Here is a 19039-nt window from a genome sequence, read left to right as displayed (position 1 = left end):
TGACCGACGTGCGCCGCCCGCAGGCCCGGCACATCCACAGCCCGGCACCGGTGCGCCAGAACTCAGTGGCTTCGCACTTCGGGCACACGAACCCGTCGGGCCAGCGCAGTCCGGCCAGGTAGTCCAGGCAGGACTGGTTGTCCGGGAACCACTCCAGCAGCTGCTGGTAGGTGGACGGGTAGTCCACTCCCCGAACCGGATTCGCGGTCATCCACAGATCCTACTTCACCCAAGCAGATATGCAGAACACATGTTCGAAGGCGCGGCGATGGTGACGGCGGAGGACCTGGAGGCTCTCGTGTCGGCGCTGTCGCGAGTCGGGTCCGACGGGGACTCGGACCAGGAGCGGGTCGACCATCTCGCGGTCCTCGAGCGTGTGAAGTCCGCGGCGGCCGCGGCCCAGGTGCGGGTGACGGCGGCCTTCGTCGAGTCCCAGGCGCAGGTCGCACAGGCCTGGCTCGACCGGGCGCGGGAGTGCTCCGACGCCGGGGACTTCGACGGGTGGCGCGCCGCGCGGGGGCAGGCCCGCGCCGCGTCGGTCGACGACGAGGGTGCGGCGACCGGGCAGCCATCGACCCGGTCGCGCAGGCGAGGTTCGTCGGGTCTGACGGGGGTCGCGGCGCAGGTCGCCCTGGCCTGGCGCGAGTCACCCGTCCGCGGCGCGCAGCACGTGCGGCTGGCGCTCGCCCTGACCACGGAGATGCCGCACACGCTGGCCGCGCTCGAGGCGGGTGAGGTCAGCGAGTGGCGCGCGCAGATCATCATCACCGAGACCGCGACCCTGACGAGCGAGCAGCGCACCCTCGTCGACTCCGAGGTCGTCGGGCCAGTGGGTGACGCCGGTGACGCCCGGGACGTCGGCGAGCAGGTCGGTGCCCTGGGCGACCGCGAGCTCGCCCGTCGGGTCCGCGCCGCCGCGTACCGCGTCGACGCTGCCTCGGTCATGGCCCGGGCGGCGAAGGCGGAGGCCGAGCGGCGGGTCACGATCCGGCCCGCCCCTGACACGATGGCCTACGTCACCGCTCTGCTCCCCGTCGCGCAGGCCGTTGCCGCGCACGCCGCCCTCACTGCGGCCGCCGATACCGCCCGCGCCGGCGGCGACGAGCGGGGCAAGGGCCAGGTCATGGCCGACACGTTCGTCACCCGGCTCACCGGGCAGACTGCCGCCGACGCGGTCCCCGTCGAGGTCCAGCTCGTCAAGACCGACCGGGCCCTTCTCGCCGGCAACACCACGCCCGCGCAGATCCCCGGCTACGGCACCGTCCCTGCCGTCTGGGCCCGCACGCTGCTCACCCGGTCCAGTGACCCGGTGAACGAACGCTCGGCCCCCGCGACGGTGTGGCTACGGCGGCTCTACACCCACCCGGCCACCGGCACCCTCGTCGCGATGGACTCCACCCGCCGCACCTTCGAGGCAGGACTGCGGCGCTACCTCCTGACCCGCGACACCGGCATCTGCCGCACCCCCTGGTGCGATGCCCCTGCCCGACACCTCGACCACATCCACGACCATGCGGATGGCGGACCCACCAACGACACCAACGGCCAGGGCCTCTGCGTGCGCTGCAACCACACCAAACAGCTCCCCGGCTTCACCGCCGCGACCATCCTCACCCGACAACCCGGCGCACCCCACACAGTGCGCATCACCACCCCGACCGGGCACACCTACACCTCCCACGCGCCACCCCTGCTCCCCGGTCAGGGCCGGCGCGCGGTCTCGGCTGAGGTGACGACGTCGATGGCGTCGACGAGGCGGGTGCGCAGCGCCTGACCGCGGACTGAGAAGCCGCGCTGCGCGGCGGCATACTCCGCCTTTCCCTCGGCGGTCTCGATCCGCACCGGCTCGTAGCCGAGCTCCCGCAGGTCGTACGGCGCCGCCCGCATGTCGAGGGTGCGGATGTCGCGGGCCAGCTCGAAGCAGTCCATCACGAGGTCGCTCGACACGGCCGGCACGAGCTTGTGGGCCCACGTGTAGACGTCCATCTATGCGCGAGGATCGGATCAACAGCTGTGGGTAGGTCCCGTCCGCATGCCGAAGAGCGGACGTCCTAGCCGTGGACTCGCGGGTGCTCCGACATCTCTCATGATTGCCAAGCGAGAGGCTAGAGCGTTCGCGGCTAGCCCTTCGGCGAGGCCGCTACAGCGCTTGCGTGCGGAGCCGGAGGGCGTTGCTGATGACGCTGACGGAGGACAGGGCCATCGCCGCTGCGGCGATCATCGGGGAGAGAAGGAGCCCGAAGCTCGGGTAGAGGACGCCGGCGGCGAGGGGGATGCCGGCGGCGTTGTAGATGAAGGCGAACACGAGGTTCTGGCGGATGTTCGACATGGTGGCCTTGGACAACGCCCGGGAGCGGACGATGCCGGTGAGGTCGCCCTTGAGAAGGGTCACTCCGGCGCTCTCGATGGCGACGTCGGTGCCGGTGCTCATGGCGATGCCGACATCGGCCGCGGTCAGGGCGGGTGCGTCGTTGACGCCGTCACCAGCCATCGCGACGACGCGCCCTTCGGCGCGCAGCGCCTGGACGACGTCGCTCTTGTGGTCGGGCAGGACCTCGGCCTCGACGCGGTCGATGCCGAGGCTGCGGGCGACGGCGTTCGCGGTGACCTTGTTGTCGCCGGTGAGCATGACGACGTCAATGCCGTCCGCGCGTAGCTCCTTCAACGCGGCGGCGGTGGTGTCCTTGACCGGGTCGGCGATGGCGAGCACGCCGGCCACGCGACTGTCGATCGCGACGTAGACGGCGCTGGCGCCATCGGCGCGCAGCCGGTCCGCGTCGGCGTCCTTGGTGGCTGTGTCGACGTCATGCCCGGCGAGGAACCGTTGACTGCCCACGAGGACGCGTCTTCCGTCGACGGTGCCGGTGACGCCCTTGCCGACGGGCGCGTCGAAGTCGGCTACGTCAGGAATGCTCAGCCCGGCGTCGGTGGCGGCGCGGACGATGGCCATCCCGAGGGGGTGCTCGCTGGCGCGTTCGACGCCGGCGGCGAGCCGGAGGAGCTCGTCCTGGTCCGTGCCGTCGGCGGCGGCGACGTGGGTGACCGAGGGGCGGCCCTGGGTCAGGGTGCCGGTCTTGTCAACGACCAGGGTGTCGACCTTCTCCATCCGCTCGAGTGCTTCGGCGTTCTTGATGAGGACGCCGAGGGAGGCGCCGCGGCCGACGCCGACCATGATCGAGACTGGCGTCGCGAGCCCCAGGGCGCAGGGGCAGGCGATGATAAGCACGCTGACGGCGATGACGAGGGCGTGCGCCAGGCGGGGCTCAGGCCCGACGGTCGCCCACACGATGAACGCGACCAGTGCCGCGGCGATGACGACGGGCACGAACACGGCCGACACCCTGTCGGCGAGCCGCTGGATGGGGGCGCGGGAGCGTTGCGCGTCGGCGACCATCTGGACGATGCGGGCGAGCATCGTGTCCCGGCCGACGTTGTCGGCGCGCATGACGATCGACCCGGTCTGGTTGACGGTGCCGCCGATGACGGCGTCACCGGCCCGCTTGGTGACGGGCATGGACTCGCCGGTGACCATGGACTCGTCCAGGGTCGAGCGGCCGTCCTGGACGGCTCCGTCGACGGGGACGGACTCGCCGGGCCGGACGCGCAGCAGGTCTCCGACCTGGACCTGCTCGAGGCTGACGTCGGCCTCGGTCCCGTCGGGGTCGATCCGGTGTGCGGTCTTGGGGGTGAGGTCGAGCAGGGCGCGGATGGCGCCGGAGGTGCTCTCTCGGGCGCGTAGCTCGAGGACCTGCCCGAGCAGGACGAGGGTGGTGATGACGGCGGCGGCCTCGAAGTAGACGGCGACCGTCCCGTCCATCCGGAAGGACTCGGGGAACAGCTGCGGTGCGACGGTGGCGACCACGCTGAACAGCCACGCGACGCCGGTGCCCATCGCAATGAGGGTGAACATGTTCAGCTTCATCGTCCGGACGGAGGTCCAGCCGCGCTCGAAGAACGGCCATCCAGCCCAGAGCACGACGGGGGTCGCTAGGACGAGCTGCCCCCAGGTGGCCACCGAGGCAGGGATGGCGTCGTTCAAGGCGGGGATGAGTTCGCGCCCCATCGAGAGGACGAGCACCGGGATGGTGAGGGCGACGGCGACCTTGAACCGGCGGGTCATGTCGGCGAGCTCGGGGTTGGGGCCGCTGTCTGCGGTCACGGTGACGGGCTCGAGGGCCATGCCGCAGATCGGGCAGGTGCCCGGGCCGGGCCGGCGGATCTCGGGGTGCATCGGGCAGGTCCACTCGGTGACGTCGCTGGGGGCCGCTGCGGTGCCGGCGGGGTCCTCACGGTCGTGATGGTCGTGCTCTCGATGGTCGTGACCGGAGCCTGCATGTCCTGCCGGGCCGGTCAGGTAGGCGTCCGGGCGCGCCTCGAACCTCGCGCGGCAGTCGGGGGAGCAGAAGTAGTAGTCGTGGCCGTCCCGCTCGAGGTGGTGCTCGCTGGTAGCGGGGTCGACGTCCATGCCGCAGACGGGGTCCTGCACCAACGAGCCCGTCGGGGAGATCGAGTGCTCGCTGTGCGTGTCCATGTCTCCATGATACCCCCATGGGGTATATGCGCAAGGGTGTGATGAGCCTTGGGGCGCCCAGCGGTCCCCTCGCCGGAGTTGAGACGGGCGGGCCCGACACCGGAGCGGGCGACGGCAATACGAGCCACCGCCCCGGTGGAGCGAACTGTTCTGGCCCCGACGAGGCGCCGAATCCGTTGTGACGCCCTGTTCGCCGATGGGCACGTACAACAAGACCTCGATGTGGACGCAGCACTCGACGGAAGGCGCTACCCAGCCGACGCGTGGGCCACTCGCCAAGCGGCCGGAGCTACATGTCCCGAAGTCGGCCGCGGCCAATGGGTGGAGTACGCCACGGGTCGAGTTCTCGAAGGCCGCCCGCGGACTGAATGAAACGTCCTGACTTGCCGCGCTTGCGTTCAGCTCGAGGTTCGGGAGATCTGAAGCGTGAGCTCGATGGCGTCGACGAGGCGGGTTCGCAGCGCCTGACCGCGGACCGAGAAGCCGCGCTGCGCGGCGGCATACTCCGCCTTTCCCTCGGCGGTCTCGATCCGCACCGGCTCGTGGCCGAGCTCCCGCAGGTCGTACGGCGCCGCCCGCATGTCGAGGGTGCGGATGTCGCGGGCCAGCTCGAAGCAGTCCATGACGAGGTCGCTCGACACGGCGGGCACGAGCTTGTGGGCCCACTTGTAGAGGTCCATCCCGGCGTGGAGGCACCCCGGCTGCTCGAGGGCCGTCTGGCTCTCACGGGTCGGCGTCAACACGTTGAGTGGAGCGGCCTCGGGGGTGAAGAAGCGGTACGCGTCGAAGTGCGAGCAGGCGACCTGGTGGCTCTCGACCACGGCGTCGGTCCCGGCGCCGCCGAGCCGCAGCGGCCATCCCGCGTGCCGCACGTCGGTCGGGTCGAGCCGGTAGACCATGGCCCACTCGTGCAGCCCGAAGCAGCCGAACCGCGCCGGTCGACCTGCCGTGCCCACGAGCAGCTCGCGGACGAAGCTCAGCGTGTCGCCGCGGGCGGCCGTGAAGGCCTCGACGTCCACCCCGACGACGTCGCCGTCGACCTCGTAGAAGCGCCAGTCGACCTGCGGCGCGTGCGCTGCCCCCACGAGGGACGTGCCGGCCCCGGGGTGCCAGCGGCGCAGCTGTGCTGGCTTGAACGCGTAGTAGGTGAAGAGGAAGTCCTCGACCGGGTGCTTGCGGTGGTCGCGTCGGCGAGCCAGGTGCGCTGAGGTCGCTGTGTCGACACGCGCCTCGTGCGCCGCCGTCCGCTCGCGCCACTCCGGCTCGCTCATCACCTGCACCCCACGAGGGTAGGCGAGTCGCGGCCCCGAACCCCACCGCGCACCCGCGACCCGAGGGCAGGATGGCCTCATGGCACCGGACGCGGAGCGACCCACCCACCTGCTGCACCGGCTGACCTCCTACACCCCGGAGCGGGAGTGGACCGAGGTCCCCGATGACGATCGGCTCGTGCAGGACCTGGTGCCCAACGACGTGACGCGGCGGCCCCGGTCCTACAAGCGCTACGACGACGACCTGCGACGAGTCCTCCTGCCGCCCGACCTCCCCGCGTCGTCGGCGGCGGCCACCGCCGTGCTCGCCGGCACGGCGACGGTTGCGCCGAGCCGTCTCGACCTCCCCGGCCTGGCCCGTCTGCTCTTCCTGTCGTCCGGCGTCACCCGGCGCACGACGCGCCCCGACGGCGGGGTCATGCTCTTCCGCGCGGCCGGCTCGGCCGGGGCGCGCTTCCCGCTCGAGCTCTACGTCGCCGTGCCGCGCGGGGCGGGCGTCGAGGGGCTCGAGCCGGGCCTGCACTGGTACGACCCCGAGGCCCACGCCCTCGTCGTCCTCGGCCCCGCGCCGTCGGGCGACGCCGTGACCGTCGTCGTGACAGGGGTGCCGTGGCGCACCGGCTGGCGCTATCGCGAGCGCGGCTTCCGCCACATCTACTGGGACGCCGGCACCATGCTGGCCCAGACGCTCACCCTCGCCGACGCGGCAGGCCTGACAGCACGGCTCTTCACGACCTTCCCCGATGCCGAGGTGGCCGCCCTCGTCGGCGCCGACCGCGTGCACGAGTTCCCGGTCGCCCTCGTGGCCCTCGGTCCCGGCGACCCGGCCGTGCACCTGACGGGCGACCCGATGTCGGGCCACCACGACGCCGACGGTCTCGAGTTCCCGCTCGTGACGGCCGCCCAACGTGCGGGGGAGCAGCGCGCCCTCGGCGCCGAGCTCGAGCGCGGGGCTCCGGTCGCGCTCACCGCCGAGGGCGGACCCAGCACCGATGCCGTCGTCGTCAGCAAGGGGTCGATCCGCCGGCTCCACCCCGACCGGTCGCTTCCGCGCCACGTGCTCGTCGACGCCATGAGCGCCTCGCTGCGCGGCATCGACGTCCCGCACTGGCTCGGCGTCAGCGGCGTCGACGACGTGCCCACCGGCATCCACCGGTGGCCCGACCTCGCGTCGCCGGTGCGCCCTCTCGACGAGCGGTCCGTCCGCGACGAGCTCTTCGCGGCCGCCCTCGAGCAGGGCCTCGCCCGCGACGCCGCCTTCGTCGCCATGAGCGGCGCGCCACTGGACGACCTCGACGACCACGCCTATCGCGAGGCGCAGCTGCTTGCCGGCGTCGCCGAGGGCCGCCTGCACCTCATGGCGTACGCGTTGGGCGCGGCCGCGTCGGGCATGACCTTCCGCGACTCCGACCTCGCACACCTCCTCGGGACGGACGTGGCCGGTCTGCTGTGGACGTGCGTCGGCGTGCCGGAGTACCGCACCCGGCCTAGCGGGCAGCCCGGGTCGCCGGCGGACGTCACGATCGTCTGGCCGCGCTGACCGCCCTCCGCGGGGGAGTGCCACCCGTCGTAGGGTGGGCGCGTGCGCATCGCGAGGTTCACGACCGGGGACGACCCGGCATACGGCATCGTCCAGGGCGACCCCGGCAGCGAGGTGATCACGCCGCTGTCCGGCGACCCGCTCTACATCGGCCTCCAGCCGAGCGGACAGCCGCCCGTCATGCTCGACGACGTGCGCCTGCTCGCACCCGTCATCCCGCGCTCCAAGATCGTCGCGATCGGCAAGAACTACGCCGACCACGCCAAGGAGATGGGCGGCGAGGCGCCGGCCGAGCCGATGATGTTCTTCAAGCCCAACACCGCCGTCGTCGGTCCGTTCGACCCCGTCGTGCTCCCGGCCGGCAGCAGCGAGATCTCCTACGAGGGCGAGCTCGCGGTCGTCATCAAGACCATCACCAAGGGCGTCAAGGCCAACGACGCGGCCGAGTGCATCTACGGCTACACCATCGCCAACGACGTCACGGCCCGGGACTGGCAGCGCAGCGACGGCCAGTGGGCCCGCGCCAAGGGCTTCGACACGAGCTGCCCGCTCGGCCCGTGGGTCGAGACCGAGCTCGACCCCGCCGACCTCTCGATCGTCACGACGCTCGACGGCGACGTGAAGCAGGACGGCACGACCGCCGACATGATCCACGGCATCGCGACGATCATCGAGTACGCCTCGGCGGCCTTCACGCTGCTGCCCGGTGACGTCATCCTCACCGGCACGCCGGCCGGCGTCGGGCTCGTCGAGGCGGGTCAGCAGGTCACCGTCGAGATCGCGGGCATCGGGTCGCTGACCAACACCTTCGTGCGTCGCTGACCCTTTCGGGCTCCCACTAGGCTGGGTCGCACCATGAGCGACAACACCACCAGCACAGGTATGCCGTCTTCCCCCGCCAGCGACGCCGGCGAGCACGTCGAGATCCGCACCGAGGAGCGCGTCCGCGTCTCGACCTCGGACGGCTCCGGTCCGGTGCGCACTCGCGTCGCCCCGAGCCCGACCGGTGACCCGCACGTCGGCACGGCCTACATGTCGCTCTTCAACCTCGCCTTCACCCGGCAGCAGGGCGGCCAGTTCGTCCTGCGCGTCGAGGACACCGACCGCGCGCGCTTCCGTGAGGACTCCGAGGCCCAGCTCTACGACACCCTCGCGTGGCTCGGGCTGCACTGGGACGAGGGCCCGGACATCGGTGGGCCCTTCGCGCCGTACCGCCAGTCCGAGCGTCTCGACACGTACCGCCCCTACGTCGAGCGCCTCCTCGAGGACGGCCACGCGTACTACTGCTGGTGCTCCAAGGAGCGTCTCGACCAGATGCGCGAGATCCAGCAGAAGACGAAGCAGCCGACCGGCTACGACCGTCTGTGCGTCGGCAGGACGCGTGAGGAGCGCGCCGCGCTGCCCGGCTTCAGCGAGACGCCGGTCGTGCGCATGCTCGTGCCCGACGACGTGCCGCTCGTCTTCGACGACGTCATCCGCGGCAAGGTGTCGGCGCCGCGCCCCGACGACCAGGTGATCCTCAAGGCCGACGGGTTCCCGACCTACCACCTCGCTGTCGTCGTCGACGACCACCTCATGGGCATCACCCACGTCGTGCGCGGCGAGGAGTGGATCAGCTCGACGCCGAAGCACGTCCTGCTCTACCGCTGGCTCGGGCTCGAGCCGCCGACGTTCGCGCACATGCCGTTGCTGCGCAACACCGACAAGTCCAAGATCTCCAAGCGCAAGAACCCCGCCGCCCGTCTCACGTGGTTCCGGGAGCAGGGCTACCTGCCCGAGGCGCTCGTGAACTTTCTTGCGCTGCTGGCCTACCCGCCGCAGCAGGACGCCGAGGGTGCCGACGTCGAGGTCTTCACCTTCGACGAGTTCAGCCGCACGTTCGACTGGGCCAAGGTCAACCCGATCGGCCCGATCTTCGACCTCAAGAAGCTCGACTGGCTCAACGGCGTCTACATCCGGTCGCTCGAGGTGGGCGAGTTCGCGAGCCGGCTGCTGCCCTACCTCGTCGCCGACGGCGTGCTCGGCGAGACGCAGTCGCTCGGTGAGCTGGCGCGCCTCAAGTCCGTCGCGGAGCTGATCCAGACCCGCATGGCCCTGCTCACCGAGGCGCCGGCGCTCGTGCGTCCGTTCTTCGTCGCCGACGACCAGCTCGTCATCGACGAGGACGCGCGTGCCCAGCTCAAGGACGACGCGCCGGCCGTGCTCGACGCGGCGCTCAAGGTGCTCGGCGACATCGACGACCACGGCATCGGCGTCCTCGGCACGGGCAGCCCGTGGAACGCCGCGGGCATCGAGGAGGCGCTGCGCGCCGCGATCGTCGACGGGCTCGGCATCAAGCCGCGCCTCGCCTTCGGCCCGCTGCGCACGGCCGTCTCGGGCGCCCGCATCTCGCCGCCGCTCTTCGAGTCGATGGAGATCCTCGGCAAGACCTCGACCCTGAGCCGCCTCCGGTCGCTGCGCGACTCGCTCTGAGGACATCGGGGTGGAGGGCGTGGGGGGCTGGTCCTGGCCGCTGCACGGCATCCGCCTGCACACGGCCGACCTCGACCTGACGGTCATGACCGAGGCGGACCTGCCGACGTTGTGGGCCCTGCTGCCCGACGACCTCGAGCTCAACCCGCACGCGACGACGTATGCCGGCCTCGACGTCCCGGCGAACCGTCGGGCCGTCCTCGCGCAGGGTTACTGGCGCGCCCTCGGGATGTGGTCGCCCGACGACTGGGCGCTGCCCTTCGTCGTCCGTTCGGCGGGCGCCGTCGTGGGCGCCCAGTGGCTCGAGGGGCCCGACTGGCGCTCCGACCGCACCGTCGACTCCTCGTCCTGGCTCGTCGCCGGAGCGCGGGGGAGGGGGCTCGGACGGCAGATGCGGGCCGCGGTGCTCGCTCTCGCCTTCGGCCCGTTGAGGGCCGAGGCGGCGATCAGCTCGGCCGTGGTCGACAACGCGCCGTCGCTCGGCGTCTCACGCTCCCTCGGCTACCACGACACCCACCGTTCGGTGCTCGAGCACTCGGGGCAGACGCTGCAGCACGTGCGCCTCGACCGGAAGACGTGGGACGCCTCGGGCCGGTCGCGGCACGTCGTCGTCGAGGGTGTCGACCCGGCCCTGCCCCTCTTCGGCCTCGACCCGTGACAGGAGTCCACTCGTGAACCCGCCCAGCCTCGCCGCCGTCCTCGACGGCGTGCGCGCCGTGCTGCTCGACGTCGACGACACCATCGTCGACACGGAGGAGGCGATGGTCGCCGCCGGGACCGAGGCGGCCGCCGCGATCTGGCCGCACCGCTCGGGCCTCGACCACCGTGCCATGGCGCAGCGCTACTACGACGACCCGGAGCGCTGGTTCCCGCGCTACGCCTCCGGCGACGTCCCGTTCGACACGATGCGGTCGGGTCGGCTCGCCGAGGTGGCCGTGGCGTTCGGCCTCGAGGTTCCCGACGGCGCCCACCGGTCCTTCGAGGACGCGTACGCCCCGGCCTTCCGCAGCGCCCAGCGGCTCTTCCCCGACGTGCCGGGACTGCTGTCCGCCGCCGAGCAGGAGGGACTTCCCGTCGCGCTGCTGACGAACTCCGCGCACGCGCCGACCCGCGTCAAGCTCGAGGCCCTCGACCTCGCCGAGCGCTTCGAGGTCGTCGTGACGACCGACACCCTCGGCTTCGGCAAGCCCGACCCGCGCGTCTACCTCGAGGCGTGCCGGCTCGTCGGTGCCGAGCCCCACCGGGTGGTCTGCATCGGCGACAGCATCGAGTGGGACGTGCTCGGGGCCCAGGCTGCCGGCCTGCGTGCCGTCTGGCTCGATCGAGGGGGTCTCGGGACGACCGAGCTGGTCGCCACCGTGCGCGGTCTGGACGAGGTCGCGGCCGCGCTCGACCGCCGATTTGGGCCACCGCTCACGGACCGGTAGTATTCCCATTCGGTTCACCCCGTACCGGCCGCGAGGCAGGCTCGGAGTGAAACCCCTTGGGGTATGGTGTAATTGGCAACACTACGGTTTCTGGTTCCGTCATTCTAGGTTCGAGTCCTGGTACCCCAGCTCTGGTTCACGGCAACGTGAGCCGATTCGGAGAAATCCAGCCTTCACGGTAAGGTTTCTTCTCGTGCCGAGTCCGCTCGGCACCGCTCACGGCCCCGTTGTGTAGCGGCCTAGCACGCCGCCCTCTCAAGGCGGTAGCGCGGGTTCGAATCCCGTCGGGGCTACGTGATGCTCGAGAGGGCACAAGAAGACCCCGGTCCACATGGACCGGGGTCTTCTTGCATGTCAGGGTGGCCCACGGTCGAGGCACCCTATGCTGACGCTCGTCATAGGCACGCCGAGCAAGGAGCCGCCGCATGACCGCGACGACCGCCGTCGCCCCTCCGGAGGTCACCGCCCGCCGCCGTTCCTGGCGCCCGGCGCTGGGCACTCCCCGCCGGGTCTTCGACACGACGTTCTCCGGCGTCGGCCTCACCGTGGCGGCGTGGTTCTTTGCGCTGTCGCTGCTGCCCTCGCTCCTGCCTCGTGGCGCGATGGTGCAAGGCATCGCCTCGGGTGTCACCGTGATGATCGGCTACGGCATCGGTGCGGGCACCCAGGCGCTCTGGCGCTACCTCGGGATCCCGAGCGTGCCTGGCCGGGCGCGACGCATCCTCGTGGCGATCTTCGTGGGCCTCGGCCTCTGGGCTGCGGTCTTCACCGGCTGGCGCCAGGTCGGCTGGCAGAACGAGATCCGCACGCTCTACGGGATGGAGCCGGCGTCGCCGACCCAGTGGCCCGTCGTCATCGGCCTCACGGTGCTCCTCGCCGTCCTCATCCTCGTCGTCGCCCGGAGCCTGCGCCTGCTCTTCCGCACCGTCTTCCGCTGGCTCGGGCGCCGCCTGCCCCGCCGTGTGGCGGTCGTCGTCGGCTCGGCGGTCCTGCTCGCCCTGATCTGGTCGCTGCTCACCGGCGTCCTCGTCAACGGCTTCTTCGCCGTGGCCAACAACACCTTCGCGCCACGTGACACGCTCATCGCCGAGGACATGAACCGTCCGCAGGTCCCCGAGCGCTCCGGCAGCCCGCAGTCGCTCTCCAGCTGGGACCTGCTCGGGCGCCAGGGACGCTACTTCGTCGGTGGTGGACCGACCGTCGCCGAGCTCGACGCCGCGAACGGCGGCGGCGCGAAGGAGCCGATCCGGGTCTATGCCGGTCTCCGCTCCGCCGAGACCGTGCAGGGGCGCGCCGACGTCGTCCTCGCCGAGCTGAAGCGAACCGGCGCCTTCGACCGCAAGATCCTCGTCGTCGCCACGACGACCGGCACCGGCTTCCTCGACCAGAACGGCACCGACCCCCTCGAGTTCCTCTGGAACGGTGACACCGCCATCGCGGGCGTCCAGTACTCCTACCTGCCGTCGTGGATCTCGCTCCTCGCCGACCAGGACGCCGTCCGCGAGACCTCCCGCGTCGTCTTCGACACCATCCACCAGTACTGGTCGACGCTGCCCGAGGCGAGCCGGCCGAAGCTCTACCTCTACGGGCTCTCCCTCGGCTCGTTCGGCGTCGAGAGCATCCTGTCCTCGATCAACGTCATCAACGAGCCGATCGACGGCGCCCTGATGTCGGGGCCGCCGTTCGTCAACGACCTCCACGCCCGGCTCACGGCCCAGCGTCAGCCCGACAGCCCGGCATACCTGCCGGTCTACGAGCAGGGCCGTACGGTGCGTTTCACCGCGGAGCAGAACGGCCTGGACCGCGGGGGCTCGACCTGGGGTCCGACGCGGCTCGTCTACCTCCAGCACGCGAGCGACCCCATCGTCTTCTTCTCGCCGAGCATGGCCTTCAGCTCGCCCGAGTGGCTCAAGGACGGCGAGCGTGGGCCGGACGTGTCGGCGCGGATGGGCTGGTTCCCCCTCGTGACGATGTGGCAGGTGCTGCTCGACCTGCCGGGCGCGGGCAGCATCCCGATGGGCTACGGGCACCTCTACTCGGCCACGTCCAACCTCGAGTCGTGGGTCGCCGTGACGAACCCGCCCGGCTGGACACCCGACAGGACGGCGGCGCTGGCGTCCGTCCTCGAGAAGCGGCCCTACAAGGACACCTGAGCCTCGTCCCTGCGTGACTGGAGCCCGGCGCGGGCGAGGTCACGCAGGGAGGCGCCGGGGAGGTACGCCGAGGTCAGGGCGAGTCCGATGCGCGGCAGGGCGGCCTCGTCGGCGAAGACGAGGTAGACCGGCTCGTGCCGGGGGCGGAACTTCTGCTTGAAGGTGTCGAGCGACCGGAAGCCGTACAGGGGTTCCATGGCCTCTCCGAGCTGGTCGAGCAGTCGCTCGAGCGCGGCCCGCTCGGCCGTCCCGTCGCCGGAGTGCGCGAGCGGCGCTCCTGAGAGCGACACGAACGACGCACCCTGCTCACGGAAGGACAGGCAGGCGCTCGCGATGAGGAACTCGGTCACCGGCCGGAAGCCGTCCGGGAGGCGCCGCATGACGTCGAGCGTCCACCCGCGGACCTCGCCGCCGGCGGAGTGGACGGGCAGCCACGAGGTCACGCCGTGGACCGTCATGTCGGCGTCGACGGCCAGGCCTACGCGCGTGTCGGGGTCGAGGGCCTCGTCGACGCCCCCGAGCGTGAAGCCCATCTCGGGCAGCCCTTTGTCCGAGACCCAGAGCTCGGAGATGGCGCGCACCTGGGTCAGCAGGCCGCGGGGCATCTCGGCGAGCTGCCCCTCGCGGTAGGTGATCCCGTCCTTCGTCGCCCGGTTGAGGGCCGTGCGGACGCTCTGCCAGGACTTGCCCTTGAACTCGAGGTCGGGCAGGTCGATGATCGCCTCCTCGGCCACGAGCACGTCGCGCCGGCCGTGGGCACGCCCCCAGTCGGCCACCTCCTGTGTGACGGAGAAGAAGCACACCATGAGCCCGTGCGTCTCCTGCTCGTCGACGTAACCCTGGAGCACGTCAGCGCGCGTCGCGGCGTCCGCACCGACGGGGTCGCCGAGGGCGATGGCCGTGCCCCGGTGCACCTGGAAGGCGACGTAGCCGACCGGTGCACCCGACGGGTCGCGGTGGACGTACCAGTGGTTGTCGGGCCAGGTGCCCATCCACGCCATCGTCGACCCACCGTGCTCCTTGAGGAGTGCCACTGCGGTCTCCCGGTCGCTCGCCCCGGTCGCGAGCTCCCTGCGCCGCTTCCGTCGTGACCGCGCCTGGAAGGCCGACCGCCCGAGCACGAGGACGGCGAGCTGGAGCAGCGTGATGACCACGGTGACGACGAGCTCGGGGATGGAGGTCGCGACCTGTCCGTCGCCGTTGAGCTGGTCGGGCGCCACGACCTCGACGACGATGAGCAGGGACTGGGCCAGCAGGGAGAGGGTCGCGAGCCCGCCGGCGAGGAACCACACCCGACGCGAGCCGCGCCGCAGGCCGTCGGCGAGCAGGAGCGAGATGGCTGCGCTGATGAGGACGCTGAAGGCGTCCGTGTCGTCGGAGGTCGCCCCGAGCGGCCCGTCCGACGGCGTGAAGTAGAGCAGGATCTGGACCAGCGCGCTGACGAGGTAGAAGGCTGACGACACGACCCGCCACTCGTGCCGGCTGAAGCGAGGCAGCGCGAGCGACGGTCGGCGGCCGAGCAGGACCGGCCCGAGCGCGAGCCCGACCGAGATGCCGATGGCGTGCTCGAGGTCCCAGAGACGTCCGACGTAGAGGAGTGCGACGACGGCGTAGAGGGACAGGACCGCTCTGAGCCGCCCGCGCCACGGCGGGGTGAGGGTTGCGCTCGCCGCGGCCACCGCTCCGAGGGCACCGGCGCTGAACCCTGCATCCAGCTCTGCCGCGAGCCGGGCGGCCCACTCCCAGCCGGTGCCGTCGACGACGAGCAGGAACAGCGAGGCCAGCAGGACGCCGGCCAGGTGCGTCGACGTCGCGGCGACCGCGACCCGACGGGTGCCCAGACGCCACTCCGACCAGCCGACCATGAGCAGGGCTCCGCCGGCCACGGGGAGGTACTGCGACGGGGTGAGGGCGAAGAAGGCGCCGGTGACCGGTGTCCACCAACGGCCGTCCTGGAGAGCCGGGAGACCGTACGCGACGTGGTTGACGAGGTCCCGGTCCTCGAGCGCGTTCCACAGCGTGCCGGTCGCCAGTGCCAGCACGAGCATGGTGCCGACGACGACGACGATCGTGAAGGGCAGGCGGCGGGCGAGGGCGGTCGCCCGGGCCGTCGGACCGGGGTCCGGTGCGTCGTCGGGGTCGTTCGAAGCTGTCGTCACGCGCGCGGCCCCTTCCCGGGTCTCCGGTCCGCGGTGGACCTGTTGCGATGCTAGTGCGCGGTGCTCGCGGAGGGGGTGGCCGTCGTCCCGGGGCCGCCGAGCCGTCGGGCACTGACCGACTCCTGCCCCACACGTCTCAGGGCGAGCAGCACCGGGTCGGTCAGGACGGTGCCGACGATGGCGTAGCGCAGGGCCTCCTCGGGCGGGGCGGTGGCCAGAGCAGGCGCGACATCGGTCTCGGCGACCGAGAGCATGGCCCGGTGCCACGTGTCGAGCGTCGCGTCGTCGACGCTCCACCCTCCGGCAGCAGCGGCCGTGAGCGCCTGGGCGAGCTGGAGCCCGGCCGGCGAGTGCTCACAGCCCGGCGGCCCGAGGGCGCGCACCCGCTCGAGCGACTCGGGCGTGACGTCCCCTGCGGCCCCCGGGGTGACGTGGGGGCGCAGGGCCTCGTGCGCGGCCCCGAGGAGCTCGTGCCGGCTTGCGGGTGGCTCGTCGAGGGCATGGACGACCTCGCGTACCCGGTCGATCGAGAGCCGGCCCACGTCGACGAGGGTGCGCACGAGGCGGACCCGCTCGACGTGGCTCTCGTCGTAGGAGGCGCGGGTGACGCCCTGGGCCACGCCGGCATGGAGCAGCCCTTCCCGCAGGTAGTACTTGAGCGTGGGGATGCTGACGCCGGTGGCTTCGGCGAGCTCGGAGATGCGCATGAAGTCCTCCCTTGACTTTGGATAGTATGACTGTCCAAACTTGGATAGCACCACTATCCGAGAGGCGTGTCATGAGCGGTTTTCTCCACACGAGCCACACCCACGACGGCGAGCTCGCCGTCTTCCTCATCGGCATGCGGGTCAACCACCCGTGGCGCCCCGACCTCTGGGGTCCGGTGTTCGCCGCGATGCCGGGCATGATCAGCGAGCTGTATGCGGCCAAGGCCGCCGCCGCACGCGGGGACGGGCCCGACCTCGGTTTCCTCGAGGCCCGCACGCTTCTCGGCTCGGGAGGGCCCACCCTCGTGCAGTACTGGCGGGACGTCGAGTCGGTGTACGCCTACGCCAACGACCCCGAGCGACGCCACCGTCCGGCCTGGACGGCCTTCTACCGTCGGAGCCGAAGGGCGACCGGCGCCGTCGGCATCTGGCACGAGACGTATGCCGTCCCGGCCGGTGGGCACGAGAGCCTCTACGTCGGGATGCCGCCGACCGGGCTCGGCAAGGCCTTCGGCCTGACCGAGGACCGCAGCCGTCGACGGCACGCCCGGATCGGCCGGAGCGAGGTCGCCGCCGGCAGCGCCGCCCCGGAGGGCGTCGTCAGCTGAGCTCGCGCAGGCCGGGCAGCACGTCGGCCGAGAACTGCTCGAGGAACCGGCCCTGGTCGTGGCCGGGCGCGTGGAAGACGACGTGGTTGAAACCCCAGTCGACGTACTGGCGCACCGCGTCGACGGCCTCGGCCGGGTCGCTCGTGACGATCCAGCGCTTGGCGATCTCCTCGTCGGACAGCTCGTCGGCCAGGCGTTCCATCTCGACCGGGTCGTCGACGCCGTGCTTCTGCTCGGCGCTGAGCGACAGGGGCGCCCAGAAGCGCACGTTGTGCAGCGCCTGGTCGGGGTCACGGTCGTAGGAGAGCTTGATCTCGATCATCCGGTCGATGTCGTGACGCGTGCGCCCGGACTTGGCCAGACCCTCGTCGACGGCGGGCAGCAGCTTGTCCTCGTAGAGCTCGCGGCCCTTCCCGGAGGTGCAGATGAACCCGTCACCCGACCGGCCGGCATACCTCGCGACGAGCGGACCGCCGGCCGCGACGTAGACGGGGATGGGCTGCTCGGGGCGGTCGTAGACCGTCGCCGCGTGCGTCCGGTAGTAGTCGCCCTCGAAGTCGACACGCTCCTCGGTCCACAGCTTGCGCATGAGCGTCACGGCCTCTCGCAGCCGCGCGAAGCGCTCCTTGAACTCCGGCCACGGCGAGCCCGCGGCGCCGACGGCCACCTCGTTGAGGGCTTCGCCGGTGCCGATGCCGAGGACGATGCGTCCGGGGTTGAGGGCTCCCAGCGTGCCGAAGGCCTGCGCCACGACGGCCGGGTTGTAGCGGAACGTCGGGGTCATGACCGACGTGCCGAGCTGGATCCGCTCGGTGCGCTCGCCCGCGGCCGCGAGCCAGCTCATCGCGAAGGGGGCGTGGCCCTGCTGGTGCCGCCAGGGCTGGAAGTGGTCGGAGATGAAGGCCGAGTCGAGCCCGACCTGCTCGGCCTGCGTGGCCAACGTGACGAGGTCGCGCGGACCGAACTGCTCCGCGGACGCCTTCCAACCAACCTTGAGCACACCGACTCCTTCGGGCCGTGGGGGAGTGACCTCCGTCAGCCTACGTCGGGGTGCACAGGGGCCGTCGGGCCGTCACCAGTGGACGACGACCTGGTCGCCGATCCGCACCTCTCCGTAGAGCTGGATGAGCAGCGGCTTGTTGCGGACGTTGACGCAGCCGTGCGAGGCGCCGGCGTAGCCGAGGCGAGCGAAGTTCGAGGAGTAGTGCACGGCCTGGCCGCCGGAGAAGAACATCGAGTACGGCATGGGCGTGTGGTAGAGGTTCGAGATGACGTCGACCTTCTTCTTGTAGACGGAGAAGACGCCCTCGCGGGTGGGTAGCTCGTCGCTGCCGAACCGCACGTCGAAGCCGTACTGCGGCACGCCGTCGACGACCCAGGTGAGGCGCTTCGTCGACTTGCTGACGCACATGACACGACCGGTCATGCAGCGCTCGTCGACGTCCCACGAGACGGACGCGGGGCTGGGCTCGACGGGCTTCGGCTTGACGTTGGCGAGCTCGTCGGTCGTCGGTCGGTGCGTCATCGACACGAGGCGGTCCCACGTGCGCTCGTCGAGCGTGCCGGTCGCGTCGAAGCCGCGCTTGGCCTGGAATCCACGGACTGCGGCGGTCGTCTTGCTGCCGTAGCGGTCGCTGACGTCGCCGTCGAACCAGCTCAGCTGTCGCAGCCGGGCCTGCAGGGAGCGCACCTTCGGGCCGGTGTCGCCGGCGCGGAGCATGATGACCGGTGCCGGCTCGGGCTCGGCCGTCGCCGAGGGAGTGGGTTTCGAGGGCTGCGTCGGCCGCGCCGGCGTCTGCTGCGTGGGCGTCGGCGGAGCGCTGGTCGGCGGCGTGACCGTGGACGGGGCGGCCGGCGGCGTCTCGACGGCGGTGCCGGTGGGGGTCTCGGTCGTGGGTGCCGGTATGCCGGACGATCCGGACGTCGCGGTCTGGCCGACGCGCGTGGCGGCAGCCCCGACCGTCTGGTCCGGGCTGCAGGCCGTCGTCGCGGCGACGAGGGTCGCGAGGCCGACGAGCGCGAGCGTGCGGCGCCGGCCGGCGGTGGCCCGGAGCGGTGAGGTGGCTGTCTGCATCGTGACCCCTTGTCTGAACGCGACGTGCCGTGCGTCGGTGCACTGCACTGAGGGTGACGCGACGACGCCCGGAATGGTTGTCCGGGTCGGGGTGTCG

At 71.5% G+C, this 19039-nt stretch carries 15 protein-coding genes, 2 tRNA genes and 1 pseudogene; 10 read left to right on the top strand and 8 right to left on the bottom strand.

The genetic code is table 11. The features are described 5' to 3' along the window. The coding region (locus AC1DW8_RS16470) for a transposase (protein ID WP_478095204.1) at positions 1 to 211 on the bottom strand (211 nt) is incomplete at its 3' end. A 39-nt stretch (positions 212 to 250) separates the two neighbouring features. On the opposite strand from AC1DW8_RS16470, the gene AC1DW8_RS16465 reads away from it, so the two are divergent. Further along, a complete protein-coding gene (locus AC1DW8_RS16465; RefSeq protein ID WP_478095203.1) occupies positions 251 to 1774 on the top strand; it encodes an HNH endonuclease in 1524 nt (507 codons plus the stop codon). Here AC1DW8_RS16465 and AC1DW8_RS16460 read toward each other — a convergent pair. From AC1DW8_RS16460 to AC1DW8_RS16450, 3 genes and pseudogenes are all read right to left on the bottom strand, one after another. Then, positions 1702 to 1986: pseudogene (locus AC1DW8_RS16460) on the bottom strand (3-methyladenine DNA glycosylase); the annotation flags it as partial. The gene AC1DW8_RS16465 and the pseudogene AC1DW8_RS16460 overlap by 73 nt on opposite strands. A gap of 154 nt (positions 1987 to 2140) precedes the next feature. Further along, entirely contained in the window at positions 2141 to 4531 is a 2391-nt protein-coding gene (locus AC1DW8_RS16455; protein ID WP_478095202.1) for a heavy metal translocating P-type ATPase, read from the bottom strand. A gap of 398 nt (positions 4532 to 4929) precedes the next feature. After that, a complete protein-coding gene (locus AC1DW8_RS16450; RefSeq protein ID WP_478095201.1) occupies positions 4930 to 5802 on the bottom strand; it encodes a 3-methyladenine DNA glycosylase in 873 nt (290 codons plus the stop codon). A gap of 79 nt (positions 5803 to 5881) precedes the next feature. Between AC1DW8_RS16450 and AC1DW8_RS16445 the strand changes: the two genes are divergently transcribed. The 8 genes from AC1DW8_RS16445 to AC1DW8_RS16410 all read left to right on the top strand — a co-directional run bounded on the left by AC1DW8_RS16445 (position 5882) and on the right by AC1DW8_RS16410 (position 13394). Then, positions 5882 to 7342, top strand: a complete 1461-nt coding sequence (locus tag AC1DW8_RS16445; RefSeq protein ID WP_478095200.1) for a hypothetical protein — start codon at positions 5882 to 5884, stop codon at positions 7340 to 7342. A 42-nt stretch (positions 7343 to 7384) separates the two neighbouring features. After that, positions 7385 to 8164, top strand: a complete 780-nt coding sequence (locus AC1DW8_RS16440; protein ID WP_478095199.1) for a fumarylacetoacetate hydrolase family protein — start codon at positions 7385 to 7387, stop codon at positions 8162 to 8164. A 210-nt stretch (positions 8165 to 8374) separates the two neighbouring features. Continuing rightward, positions 8375 to 9814, top strand: a complete 1440-nt coding sequence (gene gltX, locus AC1DW8_RS16435; protein WP_478095206.1) for a glutamate--tRNA ligase — start codon at positions 8375 to 8377, stop codon at positions 9812 to 9814. Positions 9815 to 9833: 19 nt separating this feature from the next. After that, positions 9834 to 10472 carry a GNAT family N-acetyltransferase gene (locus AC1DW8_RS16430; RefSeq protein WP_235508598.1) on the top strand — a complete coding sequence of 213 codons (639 nt, stop codon included), beginning with the start codon at positions 9834 to 9836 and terminating at the stop codon, positions 10470 to 10472. Between the two features lie 13 nt (positions 10473 to 10485). Further along, positions 10486 to 11241 (top strand): HAD family hydrolase, encoded by a 756-nt coding sequence (locus AC1DW8_RS16425; protein ID WP_478095198.1) that lies wholly within the window; start codon positions 10486 to 10488, stop codon positions 11239 to 11241. Positions 11242 to 11298: 57 nt separating this feature from the next. Further along, positions 11299 to 11370 (top strand) — tRNA-Gln (locus AC1DW8_RS16420). Between the two features lie 91 nt (positions 11371 to 11461). Further along, a tRNA-Glu gene (locus tag AC1DW8_RS16415) sits at positions 11462 to 11534 on the top strand. Positions 11535 to 11666: 132 nt separating this feature from the next. Continuing rightward, a complete protein-coding gene (locus tag AC1DW8_RS16410) occupies positions 11667 to 13394 on the top strand; it encodes an alpha/beta hydrolase (RefSeq protein ID WP_478095197.1) in 1728 nt (575 codons plus the stop codon). Here AC1DW8_RS16410 and AC1DW8_RS16405 read toward each other — a convergent pair. Next, positions 13379 to 15553 (bottom strand): bifunctional lysylphosphatidylglycerol flippase/synthetase MprF, encoded by a 2175-nt coding sequence (locus AC1DW8_RS16405; protein ID WP_478095196.1) that lies wholly within the window; start codon positions 15551 to 15553, stop codon positions 13379 to 13381. The two genes, AC1DW8_RS16410 and AC1DW8_RS16405, sit on opposite strands and share 16 nt — an antisense overlap. Positions 15554 to 15603: 50 nt before the next feature. Continuing rightward, on the bottom strand, positions 15604 to 16260 hold the full coding sequence (locus tag AC1DW8_RS16400; RefSeq protein WP_478095195.1) for a MerR family transcriptional regulator: 657 nt from the start codon (positions 16258 to 16260) through the stop codon (positions 15604 to 15606). Positions 16261 to 16331: 71 nt separating this feature from the next. On the opposite strand from AC1DW8_RS16400, the gene AC1DW8_RS16395 reads away from it, so the two are divergent. Beyond that, positions 16332 to 16868, top strand: a complete 537-nt coding sequence (locus AC1DW8_RS16395; RefSeq protein WP_478095194.1) for a DUF4188 domain-containing protein — start codon at positions 16332 to 16334, stop codon at positions 16866 to 16868. Here AC1DW8_RS16395 and fgd read toward each other — a convergent pair. Together fgd and AC1DW8_RS16385 are read right to left on the bottom strand one after the other, a co-directional pair. Continuing rightward, a complete protein-coding gene (gene fgd / locus AC1DW8_RS16390; protein ID WP_478095193.1) occupies positions 16861 to 17868 on the bottom strand; it encodes a glucose-6-phosphate dehydrogenase (coenzyme-F420) in 1008 nt (335 codons plus the stop codon). The genes AC1DW8_RS16395 and fgd overlap by 8 nt on opposite strands. 72 nt (positions 17869 to 17940) lie before the next feature. Beyond that, positions 17941 to 18942, bottom strand: a complete 1002-nt coding sequence (locus AC1DW8_RS16385) for a L,D-transpeptidase family protein (RefSeq protein ID WP_082619417.1) — start codon at positions 18940 to 18942, stop codon at positions 17941 to 17943. Positions 18943 to 19039 lie beyond the last annotated feature (97 nt).

It is taken from the genome of Terrabacter sp. P2_E3, from assembly GCF_056403915.1.
This window is presented reverse-complemented; position numbering and strand designations above follow the sequence as displayed.